This is a genomic window from Halovenus aranensis, assembly GCF_900100385.1.
Lineage (GTDB): Archaea > Halobacteriota > Halobacteria > Halobacteriales > Haloarculaceae > Halovenus > Halovenus aranensis.
The window spans coordinates 74,260-97,393 of the sequence record NZ_FNFC01000009.1; the positions used below are offsets into that span (position 1 = coordinate 74,260).

General features: G+C 62.1%; 25 protein-coding genes. 13 read left to right on the plus strand and 12 right to left on the minus strand.

The annotated features are described in order from the left end of the window. Positions 1-154: 154 nt before the first annotated feature. Together BLR34_RS10365 and BLR34_RS10370 are read left to right on the plus strand one after the other, a co-directional pair. Positions 155-3,559, plus strand: coding sequence for an ATP-binding protein (locus BLR34_RS10365; protein ID WP_092702707.1), 3,405 nt, complete (start codon positions 155-157; stop codon positions 3,557-3,559). Positions 3,560-3,695: 136 nt separating this feature from the next. Next, the gene (locus BLR34_RS10370; protein ID WP_092702709.1) at positions 3,696-4,823 is read left to right on the plus strand and encodes a PAS domain-containing sensor histidine kinase; all 1,128 of its coding nucleotides are present in this window, start codon (positions 3,696-3,698) and stop codon (positions 4,821-4,823) included. 91 nt (positions 4,824-4,914) lie between these two features. Here the strand turns inward: BLR34_RS10370 and fer are convergent, their stop codons facing one another. From fer to pth2, 3 genes are all read right to left on the minus strand, one after another. Beyond that, complete coding sequence (gene fer, locus BLR34_RS10375; protein WP_092702884.1) at positions 4,915-5,304, minus strand: ferredoxin Fer; 390 nt, start codon at positions 5,302-5,304, stop codon at positions 4,915-4,917. Positions 5,305-5,431: 127 nt separating this feature from the next. Next, entirely contained in the window at positions 5,432-5,608 is a 177-nt protein-coding gene (locus BLR34_RS16995; protein ID WP_176765296.1) for a hypothetical protein, read from the minus strand. A gap of 221 nt (positions 5,609-5,829) precedes the next feature. Continuing rightward, entirely contained in the window at positions 5,830-6,168 is a 339-nt protein-coding gene (gene pth2, locus BLR34_RS10380; protein ID WP_092702711.1) for a peptidyl-tRNA hydrolase Pth2, read from the minus strand. Between the two features lie 107 nt (positions 6,169-6,275). Between pth2 and BLR34_RS10385 the strand changes: the two genes are divergently transcribed. The 3 genes from BLR34_RS10385 (at position 6,276) to BLR34_RS10395 (ending at position 8,657) form a co-directional block, all read left to right on the plus strand. Then, positions 6,276-6,779, plus strand: coding sequence for a TrpY family transcription regulator (locus BLR34_RS10385; protein ID WP_092702713.1), 504 nt, complete (start codon positions 6,276-6,278; stop codon positions 6,777-6,779). Further along, complete coding sequence (locus tag BLR34_RS10390; protein WP_092702715.1) at positions 6,776-7,390, plus strand: IMPACT family protein; 615 nt, start codon at positions 6,776-6,778, stop codon at positions 7,388-7,390. Before BLR34_RS10385 ends, BLR34_RS10390 begins: the two co-directional genes overlap by 4 nt. A gap of 244 nt (positions 7,391-7,634) precedes the next feature. Continuing rightward, complete coding sequence (locus BLR34_RS10395) at positions 7,635-8,657, plus strand: LamG domain-containing protein (protein ID WP_176765297.1); 1,023 nt, start codon at positions 7,635-7,637, stop codon at positions 8,655-8,657. Positions 8,658-8,663: 6 nt separating this feature from the next. Here BLR34_RS10395 and upp read toward each other — a convergent pair whose 3' ends face one another. Then, on the minus strand, positions 8,664-9,338 hold the full coding sequence (gene upp / locus BLR34_RS10400) for a uracil phosphoribosyltransferase (protein WP_092702719.1): 675 nt from the start codon (positions 9,336-9,338) through the stop codon (positions 8,664-8,666). Between the two features lie 107 nt (positions 9,339-9,445). Here upp and BLR34_RS10405 point away from each other — a divergent pair, with 107 nt between their 5' ends. Further along, positions 9,446-10,144 (plus strand): DUF5828 family protein, encoded by a 699-nt coding sequence (locus BLR34_RS10405; RefSeq protein ID WP_092702721.1) that lies wholly within the window; start codon positions 9,446-9,448, stop codon positions 10,142-10,144. Here BLR34_RS10405 and BLR34_RS10410 read toward each other — a convergent pair. Further along, on the minus strand, positions 10,141-10,842 hold the full coding sequence (locus BLR34_RS10410; protein ID WP_092702723.1) for a CehA/McbA family metallohydrolase: 702 nt from the start codon (positions 10,840-10,842) through the stop codon (positions 10,141-10,143). The genes BLR34_RS10405 and BLR34_RS10410 overlap by 4 nt on opposite strands. Before the next feature lie 98 nt (positions 10,843-10,940). Between BLR34_RS10410 and BLR34_RS10415 the strand changes: the two genes are divergently transcribed. Together BLR34_RS10415 and BLR34_RS10420 are read left to right on the plus strand one after the other, a co-directional pair. Beyond that, positions 10,941-12,116 carry a GNAT family N-acetyltransferase gene (locus BLR34_RS10415; RefSeq protein ID WP_092702725.1) on the plus strand — a complete coding sequence of 392 codons (1,176 nt, stop codon included), beginning with the start codon at positions 10,941-10,943 and terminating at the stop codon, positions 12,114-12,116. Positions 12,117-12,139: 23 nt separating this feature from the next. Continuing rightward, on the plus strand, positions 12,140-12,772 hold the full coding sequence (locus tag BLR34_RS10420) for a DUF998 domain-containing protein (protein WP_092702727.1): 633 nt from the start codon (positions 12,140-12,142) through the stop codon (positions 12,770-12,772). A gap of 86 nt (positions 12,773-12,858) precedes the next feature. Here the strand turns inward: BLR34_RS10420 and BLR34_RS17600 are convergent, their stop codons facing one another. After that, a complete protein-coding gene (locus tag BLR34_RS17600; protein ID WP_092702729.1) occupies positions 12,859-13,146 on the minus strand; it encodes a hypothetical protein in 288 nt (95 codons plus the stop codon). A 169-nt stretch (positions 13,147-13,315) separates the two neighbouring features. On the opposite strand from BLR34_RS17600, the gene BLR34_RS10430 reads away from it, so the two are divergent. After that, complete coding sequence (locus tag BLR34_RS10430) at positions 13,316-13,546, plus strand: YgaP family membrane protein (RefSeq protein ID WP_092702731.1); 231 nt, start codon at positions 13,316-13,318, stop codon at positions 13,544-13,546. An 85-nt stretch (positions 13,547-13,631) separates the two neighbouring features. On the opposite strand, the gene sppA is transcribed toward BLR34_RS10430, so the two are convergent. Next, a complete protein-coding gene (sppA, locus tag BLR34_RS10435) occupies positions 13,632-14,636 on the minus strand; it encodes a signal peptide peptidase SppA (RefSeq protein WP_092702733.1) in 1,005 nt (334 codons plus the stop codon). 109 nt (positions 14,637-14,745) lie between these two features. On the opposite strand from sppA, the gene BLR34_RS10440 reads away from it, so the two are divergent. Further along, entirely contained in the window at positions 14,746-15,504 is a 759-nt protein-coding gene (locus BLR34_RS10440; protein WP_092702735.1) for an ABC transporter ATP-binding protein, read from the plus strand. A gap of 4 nt (positions 15,505-15,508) precedes the next feature. On the opposite strand, the gene BLR34_RS10445 is transcribed toward BLR34_RS10440, so the two are convergent. Beyond that, positions 15,509-17,164, minus strand: a complete 1,656-nt coding sequence (locus BLR34_RS10445; protein ID WP_092702737.1) for a hypothetical protein — start codon at positions 17,162-17,164, stop codon at positions 15,509-15,511. A gap of 164 nt (positions 17,165-17,328) precedes the next feature. Here BLR34_RS10445 and dpsA point away from each other — a divergent pair, with 164 nt between their 5' ends. Then, on the plus strand, positions 17,329-17,895 hold the full coding sequence (gene dpsA / locus BLR34_RS10450; RefSeq protein ID WP_092702739.1) for a DNA starvation/stationary phase protection protein DpsA: 567 nt from the start codon (positions 17,329-17,331) through the stop codon (positions 17,893-17,895). A 9-nt stretch (positions 17,896-17,904) separates the two neighbouring features. On the opposite strand, the gene BLR34_RS10455 is transcribed toward dpsA, so the two are convergent. Together BLR34_RS10455 and BLR34_RS17000 are read right to left on the minus strand one after the other, a co-directional pair. Next, on the minus strand, positions 17,905-18,210 hold the full coding sequence (locus tag BLR34_RS10455; RefSeq protein ID WP_092702741.1) for an amphi-Trp domain-containing protein: 306 nt from the start codon (positions 18,208-18,210) through the stop codon (positions 17,905-17,907). A gap of 2 nt (positions 18,211-18,212) precedes the next feature. Continuing rightward, positions 18,213-18,374 (minus strand): hypothetical protein, encoded by a 162-nt coding sequence (locus tag BLR34_RS17000; RefSeq protein ID WP_176765298.1) that lies wholly within the window; start codon positions 18,372-18,374, stop codon positions 18,213-18,215. Positions 18,375-18,660: 286 nt separating this feature from the next. On the opposite strand from BLR34_RS17000, the gene BLR34_RS10460 reads away from it, so the two are divergent. Together BLR34_RS10460 and BLR34_RS10465 are read left to right on the plus strand one after the other, a co-directional pair. Continuing rightward, positions 18,661-19,872, plus strand: coding sequence for an ABC transporter substrate-binding protein (locus tag BLR34_RS10460; RefSeq protein ID WP_092702743.1), 1,212 nt, complete (start codon positions 18,661-18,663; stop codon positions 19,870-19,872). Between the two features lie 4 nt (positions 19,873-19,876). Next, positions 19,877-20,707: an NAD(P)-binding protein gene (locus BLR34_RS10465; RefSeq protein WP_092702745.1), complete on the plus strand. Its 831-nt coding sequence runs from the start codon at positions 19,877-19,879 to the stop codon at positions 20,705-20,707. Here BLR34_RS10465 and BLR34_RS10470 read toward each other — a convergent pair whose 3' ends face one another. Beyond that, complete coding sequence (locus tag BLR34_RS10470) at positions 20,708-21,907, minus strand: MFS transporter (RefSeq protein WP_092702747.1); 1,200 nt, start codon at positions 21,905-21,907, stop codon at positions 20,708-20,710. 222 nt (positions 21,908-22,129) lie between these two features. Beyond that, positions 22,130-23,086 (minus strand): DUF7351 domain-containing protein, encoded by a 957-nt coding sequence (locus BLR34_RS17395; protein WP_092702749.1) that lies wholly within the window; start codon positions 23,084-23,086, stop codon positions 22,130-22,132. Between the last annotated feature and the right edge of the window lie 48 nt (positions 23,087-23,134).

Consider the following 23,134-nt stretch of genomic DNA (forward strand, 5'->3'; position numbering starts at 1 on the left):
TGCTTACGTTGTCTCGGAAGAGTCACCACAGACGGTGGCTCGTGCTCTTTGTGTCAGCACAGCTGTCTCGGGTCACACACGTCCGTACGAGCGCCGAGCAGTGGCGTCGCTGTCGCTCCCCTACTGATATATACCTGTCACACAATATTACAGTATGGATGGATATACCGAGACGGATTTTATTCTTTCCGCGCTCTTCGAGGCCGGGGCAACCTCGCCCGAAGGACGGATTCCCCTGTCGACGGTTCTCAAGACGGTCGTCCCCGACAGTTCACAGTTCAGTGCGAAAACGAACGTCGCGGTGAGTATCGACCGCCTGACGACCCAGGGGTTAGTGACGCGAACTGAAGAGTCCGATGGGACCATCTCGCTGTCTCTGACCGCCCGGGGTGAACCGGCAGCACGGACGGTACACGAAGCGATTGCCGAGGAGACGATTACCGTTGCCGACGAGGAGGAGGCCCGCACAGTTCGGGCAGTTGCGAGTACTGTCGAGGATACGACGACAGCTGTCGCCGTGGCGTGTACCGATGGCGACGCGTACTATCGAAGCGAAACCCCCGACACGGAGTTCATCGACCGGGAGGACGAGCGCGCAGAGTGGCAACAGGTTGTCGACGAATGCACTGAGCACGGACGTGGCGCGGCGGTCGCAGTGAGTGGGCCACGAGGTATCGGGAAGACGACGCTCGTCGAGGAGTGTGTCGCCGACGTACAGTCACGAGACGACATCGATGTGGTCCGAGTAGACGCGAAACAGACCGACGAGCCGTACGGCCCGCTGCGCACGTTCGTCGACAGGGCCGGCGGGGAGAATGACATGTTCGCGGTCGACTCCGAGTGGGAAACCCTTCGGTCACAGACAGGACAGGAAGGGGAGCTCGACTCGTATGAAGCCGGACAGACCGGGCTGTTTTACGGGATAACACAGCAGCTCGAACCAGCACACGGACACCGCATCCTCGTGCTCGAAGACAGCCACGAAAGCGACCGCGGAACGCAGTCGTATCTCGAATACCTGCTCGGCCAGTTGTCGGAACTATCTCTCATTCTGCTGTGTACGTCGACTGTCGGCAGCGGTGACACTGTCGTCACCGACGGCGGGCCACTCGACGACGAGCGCGTGACACAGTTCGAGTTGTCTCGGTTCGGGCGCAGGGAGACGGCACGGCTGGTTCAACAGACAGTCGGGCGGCGCGACGTTCCAGACAGCTTCGTCGAGTTGGTGCACGACCAGTCCGGCGGCACCCCCCTCTATGCCGAGTTGCTAATCGAGGAGTTGCTCGAAACAGAAGCGCTAGACCCCGACTTCCGGTGGTACCCGACCGACGCTGACGATATCGACCTTTCGACTGCCATCGAAGACGCAGTGTCCCGACAGCTCGAATCGCTCACTCCTGCCGGAAGAGAGCTCGTGACGTGGGCGTCGCTCTGTCATGAACCAATCGATACCGCGGTTCTGGCGTCGGTCACGTCGGTTGAGCCCAACCAGCTCTCGACGGCGTTCGATGTGCTCACGGGCGCAGGTATCCTGGAACGAGACCCGGACGGCGACCTGGTGTTTACCACTGCCGTTACGAAAGAGGTTGCACAGTCACGCTTGACCGACACACAGCGGCGCGACCGGCACCGGGCGCTTGCAACGGCACTGCGCACGGAATACGAGCCAGATGACACGACAGACGACCACGGTGGAGTGGAGCGCCGGATTGGCTCACACTACCAGAACTGTGGCCAACAGGCGGTCGCAGCCGAGTGGTACAAGAGGGCTGCTGAGAGTGCAGCGGCGGTCTACGCCCACGAGACAGCCATCGCCGAGTACAACAACGCCTTGACACTGGCCCGAGAGGGAGACAATTCCGAGCAACTGTTGGATATCGTTACCGACCTCGCAGAAATATACTGTCTCGTCGGCGAGTACGACGCAGCTGAACGACACATCGCATTCCTCGAAGAGCGAATCGAACCAGGCGAACAACAGCGCTCACAATACGTCTGTTGGCTTCGGGCGCGTGTCGCGAACGTAAAAGGTGAGTACGAGGCTGCAGAAAAAAGCAGCCGCGATGGGCTTTCAGTGTCTGGTCTCGAAACAGAGGCTGAGTGTCGTCTGTTGAGCACGCTTACCGAGTCACAACTCATGCGCTCAGAGTTCGAGGCGGCACGGACGACTGCCGAGCAACTGCGTACCATCGCAGAGGAAGGTGGCGTCCAGAGATATACCACGGAGTCGTACGCCAAGCTCGCAAAGATAGAGTTGCAGACTGAAAACTACGACCAGGCGGCAGAGTATACCCAAACTGGCCTCGATAGCTGTGACTTCACGCAGAACACGCGCACCCGAATCCGGCTTCTCAACATGCGTGGAACAATCAAACGCGAGATTGGGGCGTTCGGGCAGGCCAGAGAGGCTGTCGAGGAGGCGCTGCCGTTGGCCCGAGAGATTGGTGACAAATTCAACGAAGGGAGACTGCTCGTATTATTGGCAGGTATTGCAATGCGAACCGGCAGGATGGACGAGGCACTGACGCACGCGGAGGAAGCCCTGTCGATTCAGAACGTCGTTGGTGACAGATTCGGCCAAGCTGGGACAGCAAATATTATTGCCGCAGTAAATAGCTACCTTGGTAATAGAGAGAGCGCAGTGCGCAAGTGGCGACAAGCCCTCGACATTGCACACGAAATAGATAACAAAACGCTGATCTGTGGAGTTTCGTTCAATCTGGGAGTGAATTTCCGGCAGATGGGCGAGCTCGAAAAGGCAATAGATCGGTACAGGGAAGTTCTCGATATCGTCGAAAACTCCGAAGTTGAGCAGACGAAAGCAGAAACCTTGCTCGGTCTTGCGAGAGTATATAACAATCAAGGTGAGTATCGACAGGCAATCGAGTACGCCGAACAAAGTCTCGCGCTGAGTGAAGAGCACGGTCATTCGTACCAGACACTCGAGGAGAGACTGGTACTCGGCAGTGCGTACCACCACGCGGGGCTGTACGCCGAGGCACGCGACTCCTACGAGACTGCGCTCGAGATGTCCCGACAGCACGAGTTAGATCATTACATTTGTCAATCTTTGTTATCACTTGGCGCAGTTGCCCAGGAACAAGACGAACACGAGACTGCAGCCGACTACTTCCAGCAGGCCACAGCAATCATAGACGACATCGACCGCGTCAAGCTAATTGCCACGTACCACCTCAGGTATAGTCAGTTCCAAGCCGAGCAAGCAGCATACGAGACGGCATTAGAGCATGTCGCTCGGGCAGAGAGAGCGTTGTCGCGCGAAGAGTGGCCCTACTACGAGGCGCGAGCACAACGCCAGGCCGCGCGTATTATGCTCGAAACCGGCGATATTGCGACGGCAGAACCGCTCGCAACGGCGGCAATCGACACCTTCGACGAAATCGGGGCCGTCCACCATCTCGCCAAGGCACAACTCCTCAAAGCCGACATCGCAGCGACAGCAGGCGATATCGACCAGGCACACGGCCTTGCACGGCGTGCGCTCGACACCATCACGAGTGTCACGGTCCCACACCAGAATCGTTCGTTGCTCTTGTGACCCGTCTCGGGGTCAGCCCCGAGACACTCGTTTTGCTCCGCCTGTCGAGATTCGCCGTCTCGATTCACCAGCCAGATCTGACAGCGTCGTATTTTAGTGTTGGAGCCACTAGCAGACAATAATAGACATACTCAGCATGGCAGATGAAAACACGCCCCAGATTTCCGACGACGAGCGCGAGGAGTTACAGCTGTTGTCGCGTACGGAACTCGAGCAGCAGATTCAACGTCGGACAGCAGAGCTGGAGAACCTGACGGATGCGATGGCTGATATTCTCATCAAACTGGACGAGACAGGTGAGATATCGATGGTAAACGGTGCCGTCGAGACAATCCTGGGATACGAGACGGCGACAGTCGAGGGCAAACCGCTCGATTTTTTGCTCACGACACCGCCCGAGAATCATCAGTCTCTGGTCCAGTCCGGTGCTGATTTCATCAACCATCTGGTCGACGACGGCCGAGTTACCGATGCGGAGGTGTATTTTTCGACACGCGAGGGGGATGTGGTGCCGATGAGTCTGAGCGCCTCGACGCTGAAAGACGACCAGATTACCACGGGTATCGTCTGCGTCGCGAAGGATATCACAGAACGCAAGGAGGCCGAGCAACGAGCGGAGTTTCTTCACTCCCTGTTGCGACACGACCTCGGAAACCACCTGCAGGTCGCCCGGGGGTTTCTGGAGGCACTCGAGGGGAGCGATCTGAGCGATACTCCACAACAACACGTCGAGTACGCGTTGAGCGGTGTCGAGGACGCAGTCGAACTGATAGACGACGTTCAGACACTGAACAAAATCGGTCGTGAAAAGTCGGTACAGCCGGTGGCACTCGATAGACCGATCAGGGAGGCACTCGACCGACACAACGCGCTCCAGGAGCGACAGGAGTTCGATGTCATCACCGACCTGGGCGACCTGACAGTGATGGGCGGAACGCTGTTGACCGAACTCTTCGCCAACCTCGTCGAGAACGCGTTTGTTCACTCTAACGGCAGCACAGTTCGTCTCGACGTGACCGCGACCGACGAACACGTCACCGTGCACGTCGACGACGACGGGGACGGAATTCCGTCCGAGAAACGCGAGGGGATCTTCGAACGCGGCGTCTCTCACGGGAGCGAGTCGGGGAGCGGGCTCGGAATGTATCTGGTACGAGAACTCGTCGACACGTACGACGGGAGTATCGAGGTGGCCGACTCTCCGCTGGGTGGGACGCGGTTCGTTGTAACCCTCCAACGAGCCACCCAACAAGAGCGCGGCTGATGGTGAGTTTTTGACACGGACAGCAGTGACTGTGTAGCAGTTGAGAGTAGTGGTGGTCCACTGCGTGGCAACCACCAGTCAGTTGCCGCGTTCAGATGACGCGGTTCTGCAGGTAGTCGAGGTGTTTCGCGTTGTAGACGATTTTCACCTCGTCGGTTTCGGCAGAGCCGATACAGGTCAGGCGGACATTCTTGTCTTCGACTTCCTCGTCGGAGAGAATCTGCTGCATGTCCATGTTGATCTCGCCGTCGATGACGATGGCGGCGCAGTTCGCACACGCGCCGGCACGACACGAGAACGGCCAGTCGTACCCCTGTGCCTCTGCGGCTTCGAGGATGTACTCGCCCTGGTTGACATCAAGCGTACCGTAATCCTCGTCACTGAGTCCTTCCTCAGCCGCTTTCTCGAAGACATCGGGGTCGTACATGTCCCAACCCTTGTCGTCGACAACTTCGTAGTTGAGGTATTCTACTGTAGGCATCATCCGTGTATTTTGACGCGCGCCGGTTAGACTTTGCTATTGACAACGACAGTAACGGAAAATTGTGAAAGTTCCTCAGACTGCTGTTTTCAGCCTCTAGACCGAGTAGAGCCGGGATTCTGGTGGCTCACAGCTCGACGACCTCTTTCACTGGAACGATACGATGTTTCATAACCGGTTTCGTATATCCGGGTGCTTCCTCGTCGACTCCGGAGGTGTACACCTCGACTTTCTGTTGGAGGACGTGGGGTTCTCCATTTTTGTCATCCATTACTGAAATCGAGCGCCAGGTCGCATCTTCCATGTAGGCTGGATGCGTCTCCTGTCGCTTATGTGTTTATCCCACATGGAGAGCAGTATAGTGTGTCGTGAATCGCCTCGGGGTCAATCCCCGAGGCTTCCCGTGGATTAGTCGGACACGCCTCGGATACCATTGAGATGATGCCCTCTCGCGGTAGCCGAGGTCACGGTCGGGGCGTCCACGGCCCCCGATGCCTTTGACGGCGATGTTGACGATCACACCCATCAATACAGCGAGAGGTCGCCGGTGACGGCGTCGACCGCCTCCTCCGGGGCCGGGCCGACCGCGAGCGCCGTCGCCGTCCCCGGTTCGAGTTGCGTGTGTCCGGCGTCGCGGATGACGGCGTTTGGCAGTCCCTCGACGCGGGCGCTCTCTGCGAGTTCGAACAGCTCCGACTCACCTGTCGCCTGCAGGACGATTTTCTTCTGGCCGCTGCCTTTCCACTCGCGCTGGTCTCGCGGTGGGGCCTCCTCGTAGGCTTGCAGGGAGGCGTGTGCGACCTGTGCGGCGAGTTTTCCCTCGCCCATGCCGAGGTCGGCGCGCGCGACGATTGCCTGTTTCATACCTCCGAGTCAGGGGGCGCGGTACATGAACGTGTGGAGTTGCGAGAGTTATCGGCGGTGGCTCGCTTTCACTAACACCTTTACTGTCGGCGTCCGAGATGCGACCAATGTTCGACGAGATTATGGACAAGTTCGCGGATTCGCCGAGTCAGCAACAGGTCATCCGGCTGTTGCTGGAACGGGGGTTTTCGGTCAACGACGACGGACGGGTGGTCTCGGGCGGCATCGAAATTCCCAACACGGGCATCGCCCGCGAGGTCGGCGTCGACCGGCGCGTAGTCGATACGACGACCGACGCCATCCTCGACGACGACGAACTCCGGCCAATCTTCCAGAACATCTCGGCCATTCCGAGCCTGATGGACCTCGCACCGGTGCTGGATTTGACGGTGCTGACGGTCACAGTTCCCGACGCCGAGGAGTCGGGCATCGTCGCCGCAGTGACAGAGCAGATTGCGACCCACGACATCACCATCCGACAGGTCATCAGCGAGGACCCCGAGTTCACCGACCAGCCCCGCCTGTATGTCATCATCGACGACGAGTTGCCCGGCAACCTCATCACCGACATCCGCGAGTTGCCGTTTGTCCGCCGCATCGAGCTGGCATGAGCGAGCGCTACCGCACGGTCGCGGGCCGCGGCCAGGCACGCTTCGAGGTTCGTGGCTCGGAGTTCATCGGTCACGTCGACGCGGCAGCGACAGTCGAGGCCGCCGAGGCGTTCGTCGCGGCCGTCCGCGAGGAGTACGCCGACGCGACCCACAACGTCCCGGCCTACCGGGTCCGGGCCGAGCCACTTCGGGAGTACGCCGACGACGACGGCGAACCCGGGGGCAGCGCCGGCAAACCCGCGCTCAACGTCCTCCAACAGGAGGCCGTCGAGAACGTCGTCGCCGTCGTCACCCGGTACTACGGCGGCACGAACCTCGGTGTCGGCGGCCTCGCCCGCTCGTACTCCCGGGCAATCAAAGACGCACTCGATGACGCCGGCGTCGTCGAACAGCGCCCCCACGAGCGGTTCGTCGTGACCGTCGCCTACGACGATTCGGGTACTGTTCGGGGCATTCTGGAGTCGACAGGCGTCGATTTTGAGGCCGACTACGCCGAGGCCGTTGCCTTCGTTGTCTCTGTCCCCGAGACAGAGGCCGCCAGCCTGCGCGACCGTATCCGGAGTGCCACGAGCGGTCGCGCGTCCTTCGAGACCCCAGACGACCGGTCGTAGCTATGTCTGGTCGCTCAAAAGAGGGAGGGAACGTTTCGTCTGGAACTATCGCGGTTCGTCGTATGACGTTTTGTTCACGGCGTTGGCGTCGGATTGAACGCTACGTGAGGGGATATCACGGATGGTATCGGGTCGCACTCGTGTGAGTTTCCACACGAAATGCGGGGGTGCGACGCCTGTCGAAGCCACCCGTTCTGCCGGAATATCAAAAAAGAGACGTTACCACAGCGTCATAAGTGACAGTATGGAGCGTCGAGGGGCCAACCTGGGGAGAGCCGCGTCGCCAGTCGTCGGGAACATTTTGCTCGTGGCGCTGGTACTCGTATTAGCAGTCGTTCTGGTGACAATTTCGCTCACGTTCCTCGACAGAACTGGGTCCCCGAGTGCGGACGCCACCTTCGAGTACGAGCAGACGCCAGCCGGGTTAGAGATTCGTCCGATGGCGATGGGAACCGAGGCCGTCGTCAAGTTGAACGACCGCACGATTGCGGAACTCGGCCCGGACTCGGTCGGAAGGCCTGTGTTACTCCCGACAGCACCAGGAGACGAGATTACGGTCGTCTCGACAGACAAAGAGCGGTCGGTCCTCGTCAACCGACAGGTCGACAGCCGCGATAGCATCGGCGACTTTACCAGCTACTACACGTTCGACGGGAGTGGGTCGTCGCTGGTAGACAACTCCGGTAACGGAAACGACGGCACACTGAAAGGAGACCCAGACTGGACAGCAAACGGTCTTGCACTGGACGGCTCGGGCGACTACGTCGAGGTGACCGACATCAGCGCCCCCGTCGATGTCAGCGAGTTCACTGTCGCCGTTGCCTACCGGGTCGACGAGGTGAAAAAACAGGAACTCGTCGAACACAAAAGCGGCGACGATAACTGGCTGCTCGAACTAAAACCGTGTGACAACGGCGAGGTGCCGAGTTCCGTGTGCGCCGGAAGTGACGGATACACGCCGGTGTACAACGTCGACAAAAGCGGCGGGAGCCAGAGCGGCCAGATATTCGGCGGTCGACTCGAACCCGGCACCTGGCACGTCGTCGTCGGCACGTTCGACGGCTCGGAGTACACCCTCTATGTCGACGGTGAACAGGCGAACACAGGGACCTACGAGGGCGAGATAAGCATGGGCGATATGAATATCGGCGCAGACATCGAGTTCTCGGGAGACTATTTGAACGGAGAAATACGTGAGTTGCGGCTGTACTACAGGTCCTTCGACAGTACGGATATCGCCCGCATCACAGAGGTGATGGAATCTTGAACCGACTCAGGTCGTCCGGAACGCGCGGTCGCCGGCGTCGCCGAGGCCGGGGACGATGAAGCCGTCGTCGTCGAGTTCGTCGTCGACGCTGACGGTCACGTGTTCGACCTCGGGGAAGGCCTCGCGGACCCGTTGCAGGCCCGGGGGCGCACTGACCGCCGAGAGGACGAAACAGGATTCGGGCGCGCCGTCGGCGAGTATCTCGTCGAGCACCGTGACCATCGTGCTGCCGGTCGCGAGCATCGGGTCGGCGACGATGACGGTGTCGTCTTCCGTTATCTCGGGCAGTTTGACGTACTGTACCGAAATGGGGAACTCGCCGTCTTCTCCCATGCCGGCGTCTTCGTTGCGGCTGGCGGAGATGACGCCCTGACGGGCGGTCGGGAACGCCTTCAACAGCCCCTCGACGAAGGGCGTCGCCGCCCGGAGGACGTTGACGATAACGACATCGTCGAGCCCGCTCACGCGGGTCGCCGGCGTCTCGGCGAGCGGCGTCTCGACGGTTCCCGTTTCGGTTGGAAACCGGCTGTCGATGAGTTCATAGCCACAGAGCCGTCCGAGTTTGACCAGCCCTTTCCTGAACTCGACCTGGCTGGTCTCGACGCTTCGGAGGTCCGTGAGTACGTGCTGTGCGAGCGCGTGCGTGACGACTGAGGCGTGTTCGCGCTCCTGAAGTGGCATGGTTCACGATTCTAACGGTCGGTACTTAGGCCTGTTTACCGACTCCGCCGGCGACAGAGCGTCCCACCGTCGCTTTCATACGCCGTGAGTACGGAGTCCCCCTGCATATGGAAGAGATGGAAGAGAGTGTCTCGGGGTTCAAGGTCCGCGGTGGCTGGGTGACCGTCGTCGAACACGGCGAGCGAGTCGTCCAAGCACTCAGAGAACTCGCCGAGGAAGAAGCAATCGACGAGGCGGCACTCGAGGAGTTCGACGAGTGGCGGCCAAAGAGCCACGAGCGCCTCGACGAAGACGTCAGCAAAAAGACCGCAGAGCAGGCTCACGTACAGGAGGGGAAAGGCGAAAAAGAGGGCAAAAAGCCCGAGGAAGACCTCCAGACCGCCGGTGAGAAACTCGCCGAGTCCTACGAGAACCTCGACGAGCCAGACGAAGCGGTCAACAAGTGGGGCGAGAGCATCGATTACGTCGCCCGGGCCGCCGACTCGGCCGGCCGCAAGGCAATCAGAAAGGTCGAGGATACGGTCTACGAGAACGTGATGACCCGGATGTCACCGTACTACTTCGACAACGACCTCATCTCGGCCAACATCCAGCGCATCTCCGGTGGCGACCGCACGGAGTACGCTTTCGAGGTGAACATCAACGACGACGACCTCAAGATACGGGTCTCGAACACGCTTGCCGACTACGAGCGAGCAGTCGACCGCTGGCACGTCAACACCGAGAAGACGACGGACACAATCGAGGCCGCCGAGGGCGTCGAACCCCCGACAGAAGACGACAACCCCGACGCCAAGACGAACTAGGGGCCTGCAGGCTCGTCCGTGTCGAGCCCGAGTCGGTGAGCAATACGACGCCGTACCCCGCCAGCCGCCTGGCGCAGACTGACCAGCCAGGGCGTTCGTTTTCCTTCGATATCGGTCCGTCCCTCCCGGATTGCGTCGAGTATCCCCGAGACGGTTGGCTCGTCGGCGTCGACCCAGGTCACCGACTGCCCGACCATCTCACAGATGTGAGCGTCGCTTCCGGCGGTCATGGGCATGTCGTGCGTTCGTGCAAAGCGGCGTGCCTGTCGGTTCGAGTAGCCGGTCACCAGCCGGGAGTTGTACACTTCGACCGCGTCGGCGGCTGTCAGCTCCTCGCTGCTGATTTTCGCGAGGACGCCGCTGCGTGACTCCTGATAGGGGTGTGGGACGACCGCGAGCCCACCGCGCTCACGGATGTAATCGAGTGTCTCGCCGAACGCCATCCCCGAGGGGACGAGTTCGTCGACCCCCAGCGCAAGCACGTGGCCGTCAGCGGTCGACACTTCCATCCCCGGGATACCGATGAGGTCGTACTCGGGCGCTAGCTCGGCAGCGTCGAGACTGGCCGAAATTTCGTCGTGGTCGGTGACTGCGAGCGCGTCGAGTCCGACCGCCTGAGCCTGTTCGAGGAGTAACTCGACAGCGTCCCGGCCGTCGTAGGAGGTCTCCGAGTGCGTGTGGAGTTCGACCGCGAGCACACTTCGAGAACGACACCGGACGGTGAAAAACCTGCCGTGGTGAGTCTCTCGGGGCCCAGTCCATACATTCTTATGTCAACCCAGCCACGGGATACGGTATGTCACAGACAGCGTTTCGCCGGATTCCAGCCGAGCGACAGGCCGATTTCCAGCGAGTCGCCGACTACGCGTTCGACGCCGCTGCCGGACCACGTTCCTACGACGACTCCGAGTCGACTCCTGACCTGCTCGGAACGCAGTTCGGCCTCTACGCCGACGAGACGCTCCGGACAGTCTGTACACACTACGACTTTACTGTCAGCCTCCGGGGAGAGTGGGTGTCCATGGCCGGACTCGCGAGCCTGGCGACACGACCTGAGTACCGGCGAGAAGGACACGTGAGCGACCTCATCTCGGCGAGCTTAGAGCGCTGGCGCGGGGACGCTCCCTTCGCCGCGCTGTGGCCGTTCGACTACGGCTACTACGAGCAGTTCGGCTGGGCGATGGGCTGTACGCTGACGGAGTACACCTGTCCGCCGGCGGCGCTCGCGTTCGCACGCGACGCTCCTGGCGGGCTTTGCCGGCTGGACGCCGACGACTGGGAGCAGCTTCAGGGCGTCGTCGAGAGCTACGGGATGGAGTACGACCTCACAACGCGGCGAGACGAGTCGTGGTGGCGTAGGCGCATCTTCGACGACGGCGACCGCTACGTCTACGGGCTCGAACGCGGTGGTCAGTACCGGGGGTACCTCGGCTACACCGTCGAAGACGGGCCACGGATGAACGTCCTCTACAGCGCCTTCACCGACCGCGACGCCTTCCGTGGCCTGCTTGGCTTTCTCTCGGACCACGACTCGCAGGTCGAAACGGTCACGCTCTACCGACCGGCGGCGTCCTCGCTGCTGGATATGGCACCGGACCCGAAGGCAATCGACTGCGAGCGCCACCCGGGCACGATGGTTCGCGTCGTGAGCGTCGTTGACGCACTCGAAACCGTAGCCTATCCCGAGGGCGTGAGTGGCACGCTGCGGCTTGCTGTCACCGACGAAACAGCACCCTGGAACGACGGCACGTTCGAGCTTACTGTCTCCGAAGGTACGGGGTCGTGTCGGCGCGTCGATGGCGTCACGCCGGACCTCCGGCTCGATGCTGGCACGCTCGCCCAACTGGCAGTCGGCTATCACACGGCCCCCGAGGCGCGCAAACTCGCCGGGCTGGACGCCGACGACGAGGTGACGGCACGGCTCGCGCGATGGTTTCCGTCCCGGACGGTTGCGCCGATGGACAACTTTTAGCCGGATACACGAAAAGACATACCATGGCACACGCGGGTGGGACACGACGGCAGCTGCATCTGGTCGACAGGCTGGCGGTCTGGAGCGGTGTCGTCGCGCCGGTGCTCGCGCTTGGGTGTGTAGTCCTGTCGACGGCGCTCGCTACGCCCGCGGAGTTCACCTGGGCCGGGAACGCGCTGTCGGACCTTGGTCGCCCAGAAGCCTCGACGTTCTGGCTGTTCAACGGCGGGCTAATCGCCGGCGGCACGGTTGGGCTCCCGTTCGCCTGGCCGCTCTGGCGGCGGGCGCGCAATCGTCTCGAACGACTCGCCGCCTTCACCTTCCTGCTCTCAGTTGTCGGCCTCGCGCTGGTGGGCGTGTTCCATCTGCCGCGTGACCCCCACGGACTCGTCGCGCTCTGTTTTTTCCTCGGCGGACCAGTCACTCACTCGGTGTACGGAGCCGGGCTGATACGGCGAGGCGAGCGGGCGTTGGGTCGCGTCTCGGTCGGTTTCGGCGCCGTCCACGTGCTGGCGTGGGGCGGCTGGCTCGGCTACGTCGCCATGACGGGGTCGAGTGACTTCTTTGCTGTTCCAGAGCTCGTGGCCGCAGTCGCTTTCGGCTGCTGGGCGGTTGCTGTCGCTGGCCGGTTCCGGCAAGAGAACACCGCGGTTTGATAGACACCACGGCCGAAATCTGGAGTACAGCTCTCGTCGCTCTACAGAATAGAACAATATCGCGACGGTTCGGCGTACTGACGTCGCTACTCGTCGCCAGCAGCTTCCTCGTCGACTTCGTCCTGCCCGTCGTCGGTCTGTTCACGGCTCTGCAAGAGAAGGTCAGTACCAGCCGCAGCGACCATTCCGACACCGAGTGCCCGTAGCTGTCGGAGATATGTCGGCTTCGCCTCGAGCTGCGAGGCATTATCGAAGTTCTTGCCAATCATACGTTTGGTTATTTTAGTACTTATCTGCGGGAAGAGGGCAGTCACGACCCCTTGCAGGAGTACAAACGCTGCGCCGAACGTGCGACTCTTCTGACGATCTATCACAGAACAATCTACGCGCTCGACGGCTTTTAATATTGTGAAAGACGGGACTCACCGAAATACAGAATATACTCTTGAGTTCTATTTTGGGCAGTTACGCCTGAGATGGAGTTATAGTATTGTACTTTACACTCAACGCTAGTATTATACGTTTGGCGTCCATATACAGAATATGAACAAAAATGTTGGCTCGGTAGACCAGCAGTTCAGAACAGGAATCGGTGCAGTTGCTGGAGCGGTATCGATTGGGGTTCTTGCTGGGGCCGTTCCGCTCCCGACAGTTCTCTCTCCGGTGTTGGGGATTGTTGCAGTTATGATGCTCGTGACGGCAACGGTAGGAACCTGTCCTATCTATTCGATATTCGGTATCGACTCCTGCTCGCGCGACTCCACTCCGTCGTAACGACAGACGAACCGCCACTGTCCCCACAGCGCCGCCGGAACACGCCGAAAACGTGGTGTGATGGGCTGGCGCTACGTGTCGTCGGTCAGGTACGGATGCGTGGCACGTCGTCGCCGACGATGACACTCGCGACGCCGGCACCGAACGCGCGGGCGACAGAACGAGCACCGGCACCGATGCGGTCGGTCACACCCTTGTCGGGTTCGAACGTCTCGACCTCGATGCCGTCGACGCCCAGTGTTTCTGCGAGGCGGTCTTCCATCTCCTCGCGCGGGCCACAGGTGTCGACGAGCCCGTTCTCTGCTGCCTCCTCACCGATGTAGATGCGGGCCTCCGTATCGCGGACGAACTCCTCGTCGAGGCCGCGTCCGTCGACGACCGTCTCGACGAAGGCGTCGTACCAGTCGTCGAGCAGTCCCTGGAAGTACTCGACTTCGCGGTCTTCGAGCTCGCGCCACACGGACGGGGAGTCTTTGTACTCGCCGGCGACGAACCGTCGGTAATCAAGGCCAGCTTTCTCGGCCAGTCCGGTCCGGCCGAGCTGTGAGCCGACGACGCCGATACTTCCGACGATACTCGCCTCCCGGGCGTGGAATTCGTCACAGCCACTCGCAATCCAGTAGCCGCCGCTGGCGGCCATATCCTCGGCGTAGGCGACGGTCGGCCCGTCGAATTCCTCGGCGGCCCGCCGGATATCCTCGCTCGGGACGACGGCCCCGCCGGGCGTGTTGAGTTTCACGATGAGCGCCTCGGCGTTGCCGTCCTCGTCGGCTTTCTCGATTTGGTCGACGATATCGTCTGCCGAGGCGGCACCGCCGCCGACCGGCAGCGGACCACCGCCGTCGCCGTCACGCGTAATCACATCGTCGACCTCGACTTCGGCGACGTTGTAGCCCGGGAATATCTCTCCGGCGAGGCGGCCGGCGAAGACGAGCCCGCCGACAGCGACGACCGTGACGAGAAGCGTATCGAGCAGCCCGAGCGCGGTGAATTCCGGGACAGCCCAGACGAGACCAATTCCGATACCGGCCGCGAGGCCGGCACCGACCAGTACCACAAGGAGTCGACCGAGTGTGCGCACTGTCGACATAGACAATCACTATCAATCTCGTCGCATAAAGCTGGCGAACAGCCGGGAGCGTTTCAGGCCCTGAGTGCTGGCTGGCGGTTTTATACTGCTTGCGCGAGGAGACCTCGGTATGACGACCCCAGCAATCGAGATGGACGACCTGGCGAAACGCTACGGTGAGACCGTTGCCGTCGCGGGGGTCACCACGTCGGTGTCAGCGGGTAGTGTCTACGGCTTTCTGGGCCCGAACGGGGCGGGCAAGACCACGACGATGCGCCTGCTGACGACGCTGACCCGGCCCAGTTCTGGCACCGCCCGCGTCGCCGGTCACTCAATCGAAGACCGCGAGGCGGTGTCGGCAGAGATTGGCTACCTGCCCGAGGACCCGCCAATCTACGACGAACTGACCGGCCGAGAGCAACTGGAGTACATGGCCGGCCTCCGCGACCTGCCCGAGCCGGCCGCAGGCGAGCGTATCGAGGAGATGCTCGACCGTTTCGACCTCGCCGAGGACGCGAACAAGCGCATCGGGGGCTACTCGAAGGGGATGCGCCAGAAAATCGGCGTCATCCAGGCAGTCCTGCACGAGCCCGCGGTGGCCTTTCTCGACGAGCCGACCAGCGGGCTCGACCCACGTGCCGCCCGGACGATGCGAGACACCATCGCCGAGCTGGCAGACCAGGAGATGACGATTTTCCTCTCGACGCACATCCTCCCGGTGGTCGACGAACTGGCCGACACAATCGGCGTGCTCCACGACGGCAAGCTCGTCGCCGAGGGCGACCCCGAGACGCTCAAATCCCGCGCCGAAGCAGGCGAGAGCGCCACCCTCGAAGACGCCTTCCTCGCGGTCACGACCGACGAGGAGGCCGCCGAAAAGCCGGTGTAACACGTTATTCGTGCCGATACTCGTCGAACCGGCGGACAGCGTATCTGACCGAGAGCGGCGGCGCGAGTATCCCGGCGGCGAGAACCGCCACCGCAGCGCCGGTGACCACGCTTTCGGGAACGGTCAGCTCGATGCGAGGGACGAGGGTCAAAAGCCCCGAGAGAGTCGCCGCGACGAACTCTGTCCCGCCGTCGAGCCAGAGGACTCCGCCGGCACCGAGCGGGAACAACACTGCAAGCGAGTAGAGCACGAAGGCAGACTTGCTCGGCATCACGGCCTCGCGGTTGGTCGTGATACGCACCGAGCCAAACCGGGGGAATGCGGCGCCGACGCCGACAGCGAGTACCGGGGTGAGAAGCGTGCCAACGACGGTACCGGCCGTCAACAGGAGTGTCTCCGTGAGTGCAAGCGGGCTCAACAGCCCCGCAGCCAGCGGCACCACGAGAGCGAGCGGGGCCATGCAGATGACGCCTGCGAGGACCGTCCCACCCACGACCTCGCGGCCAGAGACGGTCGCGGTCAACACCGCCGGTAGTGCCGGCCCGTGGTCGCCGAGCAGATTGAGCGTAAACAGCGCACCAGCCGCCCAAGCCACGTACACCGCAAACAACACCGCAGCGGCGACGGGAACCTCGCCGGTCTCGATGACATCTCCGATGAACGCAATGGTGCCGAGCAGCGGGTAGGCCACATAAAAGAGACGAACAGGTGCCCGGCGTGCCCGCCGAATCGCGGTCACAGTGACGGTTCTGACGGGACGGGCGGCGAACCCAGCGAGCAGCGACCCGAGCCGGTCGTTCGACTCGACGGTTTTGCTGTCAGAGGAGGCAGGGTCGGCAAACCAGTGAAGCTCGCCGAGTCGGACGGCAACCGCGAGCGCAGCCAACGCGAGACCGGCCGCGCCGGCGACGCTCGCGATGGTCGCCCACCAGACCCCGTCGACCACGGGAGCGGCGACGAGAACGAGCTGTCCCGGCCAGCCAAGCGGGCTGTTGCCGAGCAGGTCGAACAGAACCGCCGTGACTCTGTTGAGCCAGCCGAAGGCGATGCTCGCGAAGTACGCGAGTCCGAGAAGCGCGAACACGACCGTCCGGTACTGTGCAATCGGTTCGTACACCGTGAGCAGGTGCCGGAGACAGAGACCGACCACGAAGCCGACAGAGACGGCAGTTCCGACGACAGTCAGGAGTGCCACCAGCGCGAACACGGGGACCAGCGGTGCCGTTGCCCCCCACGCGAAGGCGCTCGACAGAACGACGACTGGGCCGGCCAGCCAGAGCAAGACGACGATTGACTCTTTCAACACGAGTCCGGCAACGACGTTTCGAAGCCGCGTCGAGAGGAGTAACGCGGCCGGTTCGTCGATGTCTGCAACCGTGGTCATCGCCCGCGCGGTCCCGAAGACCGTGAGTCCGACGACGCCGACCGCGACCGTCCCGAGAACCGTGCTCTCGATTGTCTCGATGTCGTCGCTCGCGATATCTCCGGCAACCAACTCCTCGCCGGCCGTCGAGAGCAGCAACGAGCCAAACAGCAGTACCGGCGCGACCAGAACCAGTCCGAGCATAGCGAAAATAAGAAGCTTCGTCCGGTCTGCGCGGATTGTCCGGAGCGTTCGCCGTACCTCTGTCTGGGCGATGCGGACCGCAACTAAACTCATTGTCTCTTGATTGAACCAAATCCGACAAAAAACCCATCGTCGCGTTTCGCCGACCGAGACTCGACCCTACCCCGGGCTGGAGACACCGGCCAGGTTTAGGCTGGGCGAAAAGTGTACTAAAATTGATAATATTTAAGTGGGTCGGGACACAATAACGAGATACGATGAATACACAAGAGACAGTCCAGCAGGAAGCGGGCACAGTCGAAGAGAACGCGCTCCGGCTCGCCCCGGAGAAGGCAGAACAGATTATCGACGCGTTGAACACTGACCTCGCGGACGCGTACGTCCTCTATCACCAGCTACACAAACACCACTGGAACGTCGAGGGCGCAGAGTTCCTCGACATCCACGTCTTCCTCCAAGAGGTCTACGAGGACGTCGAAGAGGCCGCCGACGAAGTCGCCGAGCGGCTCCAGGCGCTGGGCGGTGTTCCCCACGCCAGCATGACGACGCTCGCCGAGGAGGCCACTGTCGAGGCAGAAGACGAAGATGTCTACAACATCCGGACCTCGCTCCACAACGACCTGGAGATGATGGGCGACATCATCGAGAGCTACCGCGAACACATCGAACTCGCGGCAGGTCTTGGCGACCACGCGACGGCACAGATGCTCCGCGAGCAGCTCGAAACCATCGAAGAACACGCCCACCACATCGAGCACTACCTCGAAGACGACACGCTCGTGCTCGAGTCGGCGACACACGCCGAAGCGCCGGACGTGAACTGAGACGCGCTCTTATTTGATTCCGGGTGCTGGGTCGTCAGTCCGCCCGGGGAGTTCGAGTTCAATTTCGAGTTCCGGCTCGTCGACGCCCTCGTAGTCGATTTCGAGCGTCGCAGGCTCGCCGAATTCGAAGGGGAGTTCCCACTCGTCAGTCGTCATCGTCAGCTCGTCGTCTTCCTGGAGTTGCGTGCCGAGTTCGACGAGAAACTCGCCGGCAGCCTCGGCGTCGAGGCGGTACTCCTGTTCGAAGTCTCGGCCGGACCTGATGGTCGTCCGGTCGGTCGCTTCTTCGGTGTCAGATGCTGTGTTGTCAGTCATGGCTATCGGGAGAAGTCGACGGTAACGTCACTCGCTATCCAGCCGTCCGCGTTCCCCGCTTCGAGAAAGACAGCCCGTCCGGGGCGACTCTCACAGACCGTTAGCCGTGGCCGTCGCTCGGGCGCTGGCTCGACGCTTTCGTCTGGCCGCGTCTCGACTGGCATCACCCCTGTTTAGGCTTGCCTAAAATAAAAGGGATGCGATTGTCACTCGTCGATTGCACGGAGTGGCGTAATCTGTGAGCCAAGCCCAGAGCGCGAAGCGGGACCGGCCCCAGTCGAGTCGAGTGTGACGCCGCGTGTCCGTCCCCGGTGTCGCGCAATTTAGGCAAGCCTAAATAATTGAGACACGTACGAACCGCTGACAGACCCTCTGGCAGTAGCTCCCTGTTCCATGCCCCACCGGGCCGATTCCGAAACCCTTTTCGGTATTTTAGGCCAGCCTAAAAATATGGAAGACGATTCCAGTACACGGAGACAGGTGTTGAGAGCAGGAGCAGTCGTCGCCGGAGCCGGCGCGCTCGCGGGCTGTATCGGCGGTAGCGACGGTGACGACGAGAGCGAGGACGGCGCAGACGGCGACGGCACGCCGACGGACGGAACGGAGACGCCGGCCTCGAGCGACGGCGACGATACTCCCGAATCGACAGATGGCGGAGAGTCGACGCCGTACTCGGTGACGATGGAGTCTGTCGGGACCGTCGAGTTCGAGTCTATCCCCGAGACGTGGGCAGCGAACAACGGGAGCTGGGCCGACATGGGGGTCGCGCTCGGGCAGGACCCGCCCGAGACGGTCTATCTCTCCCAGCGGTACCATACGCAGCTCTACGACGAGATTCCGGACCTGAGCGTCGACCAGGGCGAAATCGGCTCGCTGTGGGAGGGCGGCCTGGACACAGAGAAGTTCCTGGCGCTTGGTGAGGAAGTTGACGTGTTCGTCATGGACCCGAACTTCATCGTCAACCGGAGCGACGCCATCGAAGAGAGCGATATCGAGCAGATAGAGTCGACAGGGACGCCCTTCCTCGGGAACAGTAGCTTCTCGCGGGGATACGAGTGGCACGACTACCAGTTCCTCTCGCTGTACGACGCCTTCGAGAAGATGGCCGAGCTGTTCCAAGAGCGCGAGCGCTACGAGGCGTTCGTCGACCTACACAGCACGTTCCAGGACAACCTAGAGGAGATTATTCCACCCGAGGACGAGCGTCCCTCTGTCGCTATCATGTGGCCACAGCCTATCGGTGAGCCCGAGAAGTTCTCGCCGTACCTCATCGACGAGGGGACGAGTTTCAAGCAGTGGCGCGACCTCGGCGTCGAGGACGCCTTCGCGACGACGGACGTGGCGGACTTCCACGCGGGCCGGGCTCGCGTCGACTACGAGACGCTGCTGGAGATCGACCCCGACCTGGTGTTGTTGCGTGGCAACGAGGCCAAGACGGCGACGGAGTTCGAGGAGACCGTCGTCTCCTTTATGAACAACCACGACGTTGCCAGCAGCCTGAAGGCGGTTCAAAACGGCGACGTCTACCGTGGCGGCCCCCTCTATCAGGGCCCGATTACGAACATGGTACTCACCGAACGCGCGGCCAGCCAGGCATACGGCGTCGACGAGGAGCTATTCGACCGCCAGCGGGTCGCTGACATCGTCAACGGCGACTTCTAGGCCGATGGAGTTCACCACCGAGAAGGCAACAGCGCCACGCGCCGACGCATACGACGTCGTCATCGTCGGCGGCGGTGCGTCGGGGCTCGCCGCGGGTGTGTTCGTGGCTCGATACGGGCTCGATGCGGTTATCTTCGACCGCGGCCAGTCCGCTACCTGCCAGTGTTACACCCTTGAGAACTACCTCGGATTTCTCGGCATCGACCCCGCGGCATTTCTCGAACTCGGGCGCGCACACGCACAGTTCGAGGGCTGTGCGGTCGTCGACGACATGGTGTCGACAGTCGAGGGAGTCGACGACGGGTTCCGCGTCGAGACACAGGACGGGAAGACCGTCACGACCGACTCCGTTATCGCCGCCTCGGCGTACAACGCCGACTACCTCTGTGACCTCGACGACGGACGCTTTCACGACGAGGGTGACCACCCGGTCGACTGCGACGAGGCGACCGGACGCACGGAGATAGACGGGCTCTACGTGGCGGGCTGGCTTTCGGGGGGCCCACATCAGGTGCTCATCAGCGCCGGGCACGGGGCACGCGTCGCGAAGGCGCTGGTCGCGGACCGACGAGCCGGGGAGGGATACTGGGAGGAAGTGGCAGCCTACTGGGATTGGTGTGTCGAAGACGGAACCTACGGCGACGACGAGTGGCATCGTCACGTCGACGAGTGGTTCGACGGGACGGTGCCAGACGACTGCAACGAGGCGTTCGTCGAAGCCGTCCGCGAAGAGGTCAAATCAGAGCGACTCGCAATCCAGCAGACTGAGGCCGAACGCCGCCGTCGCATAGAGCGGGGAAAGGAGCTTCTTCGGTGGTATCTCGACGAGCGATAGTCAGTCGTCGGCGGATGCCACGACGTCTCCGGGAGCGGCCGGTCTGACCGGGGAGACAGCAATCCAGAGCAGTCCCGCCGAGAGCGAGAGCGTCACGCCAGCACCCGCCAGGAAGAGCAGCGGGCCGGTACGGTTCGCGACCGCGCCGCCGCCGACCCGTGCGAATGCCCCTGCGAGAGAGAGCACCATCGACACCCCCGAGAGGACCGTCGCCCTGCCGACATCTGCCAGCCGGTCGTTCAGGTACTGATTACGAATCGGGCGGATGACGACCCTGAGACTCCGGTAGAGGAACAGCGCGGGAACGACCGCCAGCGGGACGACCGCGATGGCAGCGTAGGAGAGCCCGACCAGCGGTGCGGCCAGAAGCAGCGAGCGCCGCGTCCCAAGCGTCTCCTGAATCTGGCCGACGGCCGCCGCCGCGCCGGCAGAGACGAGTTTGAACGCGGCGTACAGCACGCCCATCCCGGCAGTAGAGACTCCGATGGCGTCGAGTGCCGGCTGCTCGAACGTCCGGGTCAAATCGAAGACGAGAAACAGCACCACCGTGTACGCGACGACCCACCGGACCTCGGGCCTGCGCGTCTGTGCACGGAGCGTGTCGACGGCGGTCCGGACGGTCACAGGGTTGTCGCCGTGGTCACCAGAGCCGTCAGGCATGGCCGCGAGAACGGGCAACCCGAGGAGGGCCACCGTCCCGTTGACCAGAAAGGGCAGCGCCGGGTCGAGACCGTAGAGGACACCGCCGGCGAGGGCGCCGCCGGCAGAGGCGAGCAACAACGCCGTACTCGCCCGACTGTCGACCCTGGCGAAACACGCGGTGTCGCCGTAGCTGTCGAGAACATCATAGAGCCAGGCGTCCCTGTTGCCCGACCGGAACGCCCACCCGACGCCGAAGCATATCTTCAACAGCAAGTATCCGGCGGCGAAGTCGACGACGACGTACCCGAGCAGTCCCGCTGCCCGCAGAAGACTCCCGACCGCGAGCGTCCGCCGCCGGCCCAGTCTGTCCCCGAGATATCCCGAGGGCACCTCCGCCACCAGCAGCGACACCGAAAAGACCGCCTGCAGGAGACCGATGTATTCGAGCCCGTACCCCCTGTGGAGCAGATAGATGACACTGACAGGCACGTAGAACCCCATCGAGTTCGTCACCCGATAGACGTAGTACTGCCAGCGTACGCGTCGTGGAACGTCCATCGACTAGGTGTCGGTCTGCTGTCCGGATATAAATTTCCGGAAATTGACATTTGTAAGCAGCGCTTCAACACTGTGTTTTTGTAGAGTAACAGAGAGGTCGCGGCCGCCACTCGTACTGATTATTGGGAGTCGTTCCCGCCGTCCCGACAGCAGACGCATTTCACACGACGTGACACGACCAGTCCTGTGACGTGGTCACGAAACGTACCGCAATAATCACTATCAAAGGCGGCGGTCGACGACCGAGAGGGAGTCATCGACGGTGAGTGTAAGCGTATCGCCGTCGCAGTCGACAGCAAGCGTCGCCTTCGATGGGTCGGTCGCGTCGATAGTCGTGTGGCGGTCGGTCGCCGCGAACGGCAGTTTCCAGATTGGCGTCGTCGTCACGTCGAGGCCGCGCTCGGCACAGAACCCGACCAGGCGGGCATCGCGGAGCAAAACCTCACCCAGTGTGAGGTTGTCTTTGTTGCCACAGTGGTCACAGCCACGCCGCACCAGCAGCGTCCGCAGGTCGCCACGGGGATAGCCAGTCTCCTCGCCGGCGACGAACTCGGCGTCGACCGCGTTGCCACACAGCGGGCAGGTCCCGCGGGCAAACGCCAGCCGCTGGCTCCGGTTGTAGGCGGCGACGTTGTCGAGGGTTTCCTCGCGGTCGTCCCCGAGCACGCCCGGAGGCGTCAGATTGTAGTCGTAGACGTACTCACAGCCGGGGCATCTGATGGCAAAGATAGCGTTGTCGTACTCGGCTTCGAGTGCGGTGTCACAGTGATAACACTCCTGGTCGAGTTCGAACGGCGCGAGCCACGCGTCGCCCTCGTCAGACCAGGTCCGAATGGTACGGATGAGTGTTGTCCCCTCGGGGCGGAGCCGGAACCCCTCGCCCGGAGTACTGGCCAGTTCGGAGACGACCTGTGCGTCGTCGTCCGTCTCCTCGGGCGGAACTCGCTCGACGAACGTTCCGAGCAGTTCCTGCAGGTGGTAATTGAACCGACTGCTCTCGACATCCAGGTCTGCCTTCCGGCGTAGCTCCGAGAAGGGGAGAACCGGCGGCGGACCCTCACCACCCCGGGCCTCGCTGAGCGTCCAGAGGATGGCAGTCCGGATGTCGTTGCCGAGCAAGGCGAGCGCGTCTTCGGGTGGCAACTCCCCGTAGGTCAGCGGGGATTTCTCCGGTGTCATAGACACCTCGTGGTCGAGGGCGGTCGAATCGGTGCTTGCTGGTATGTC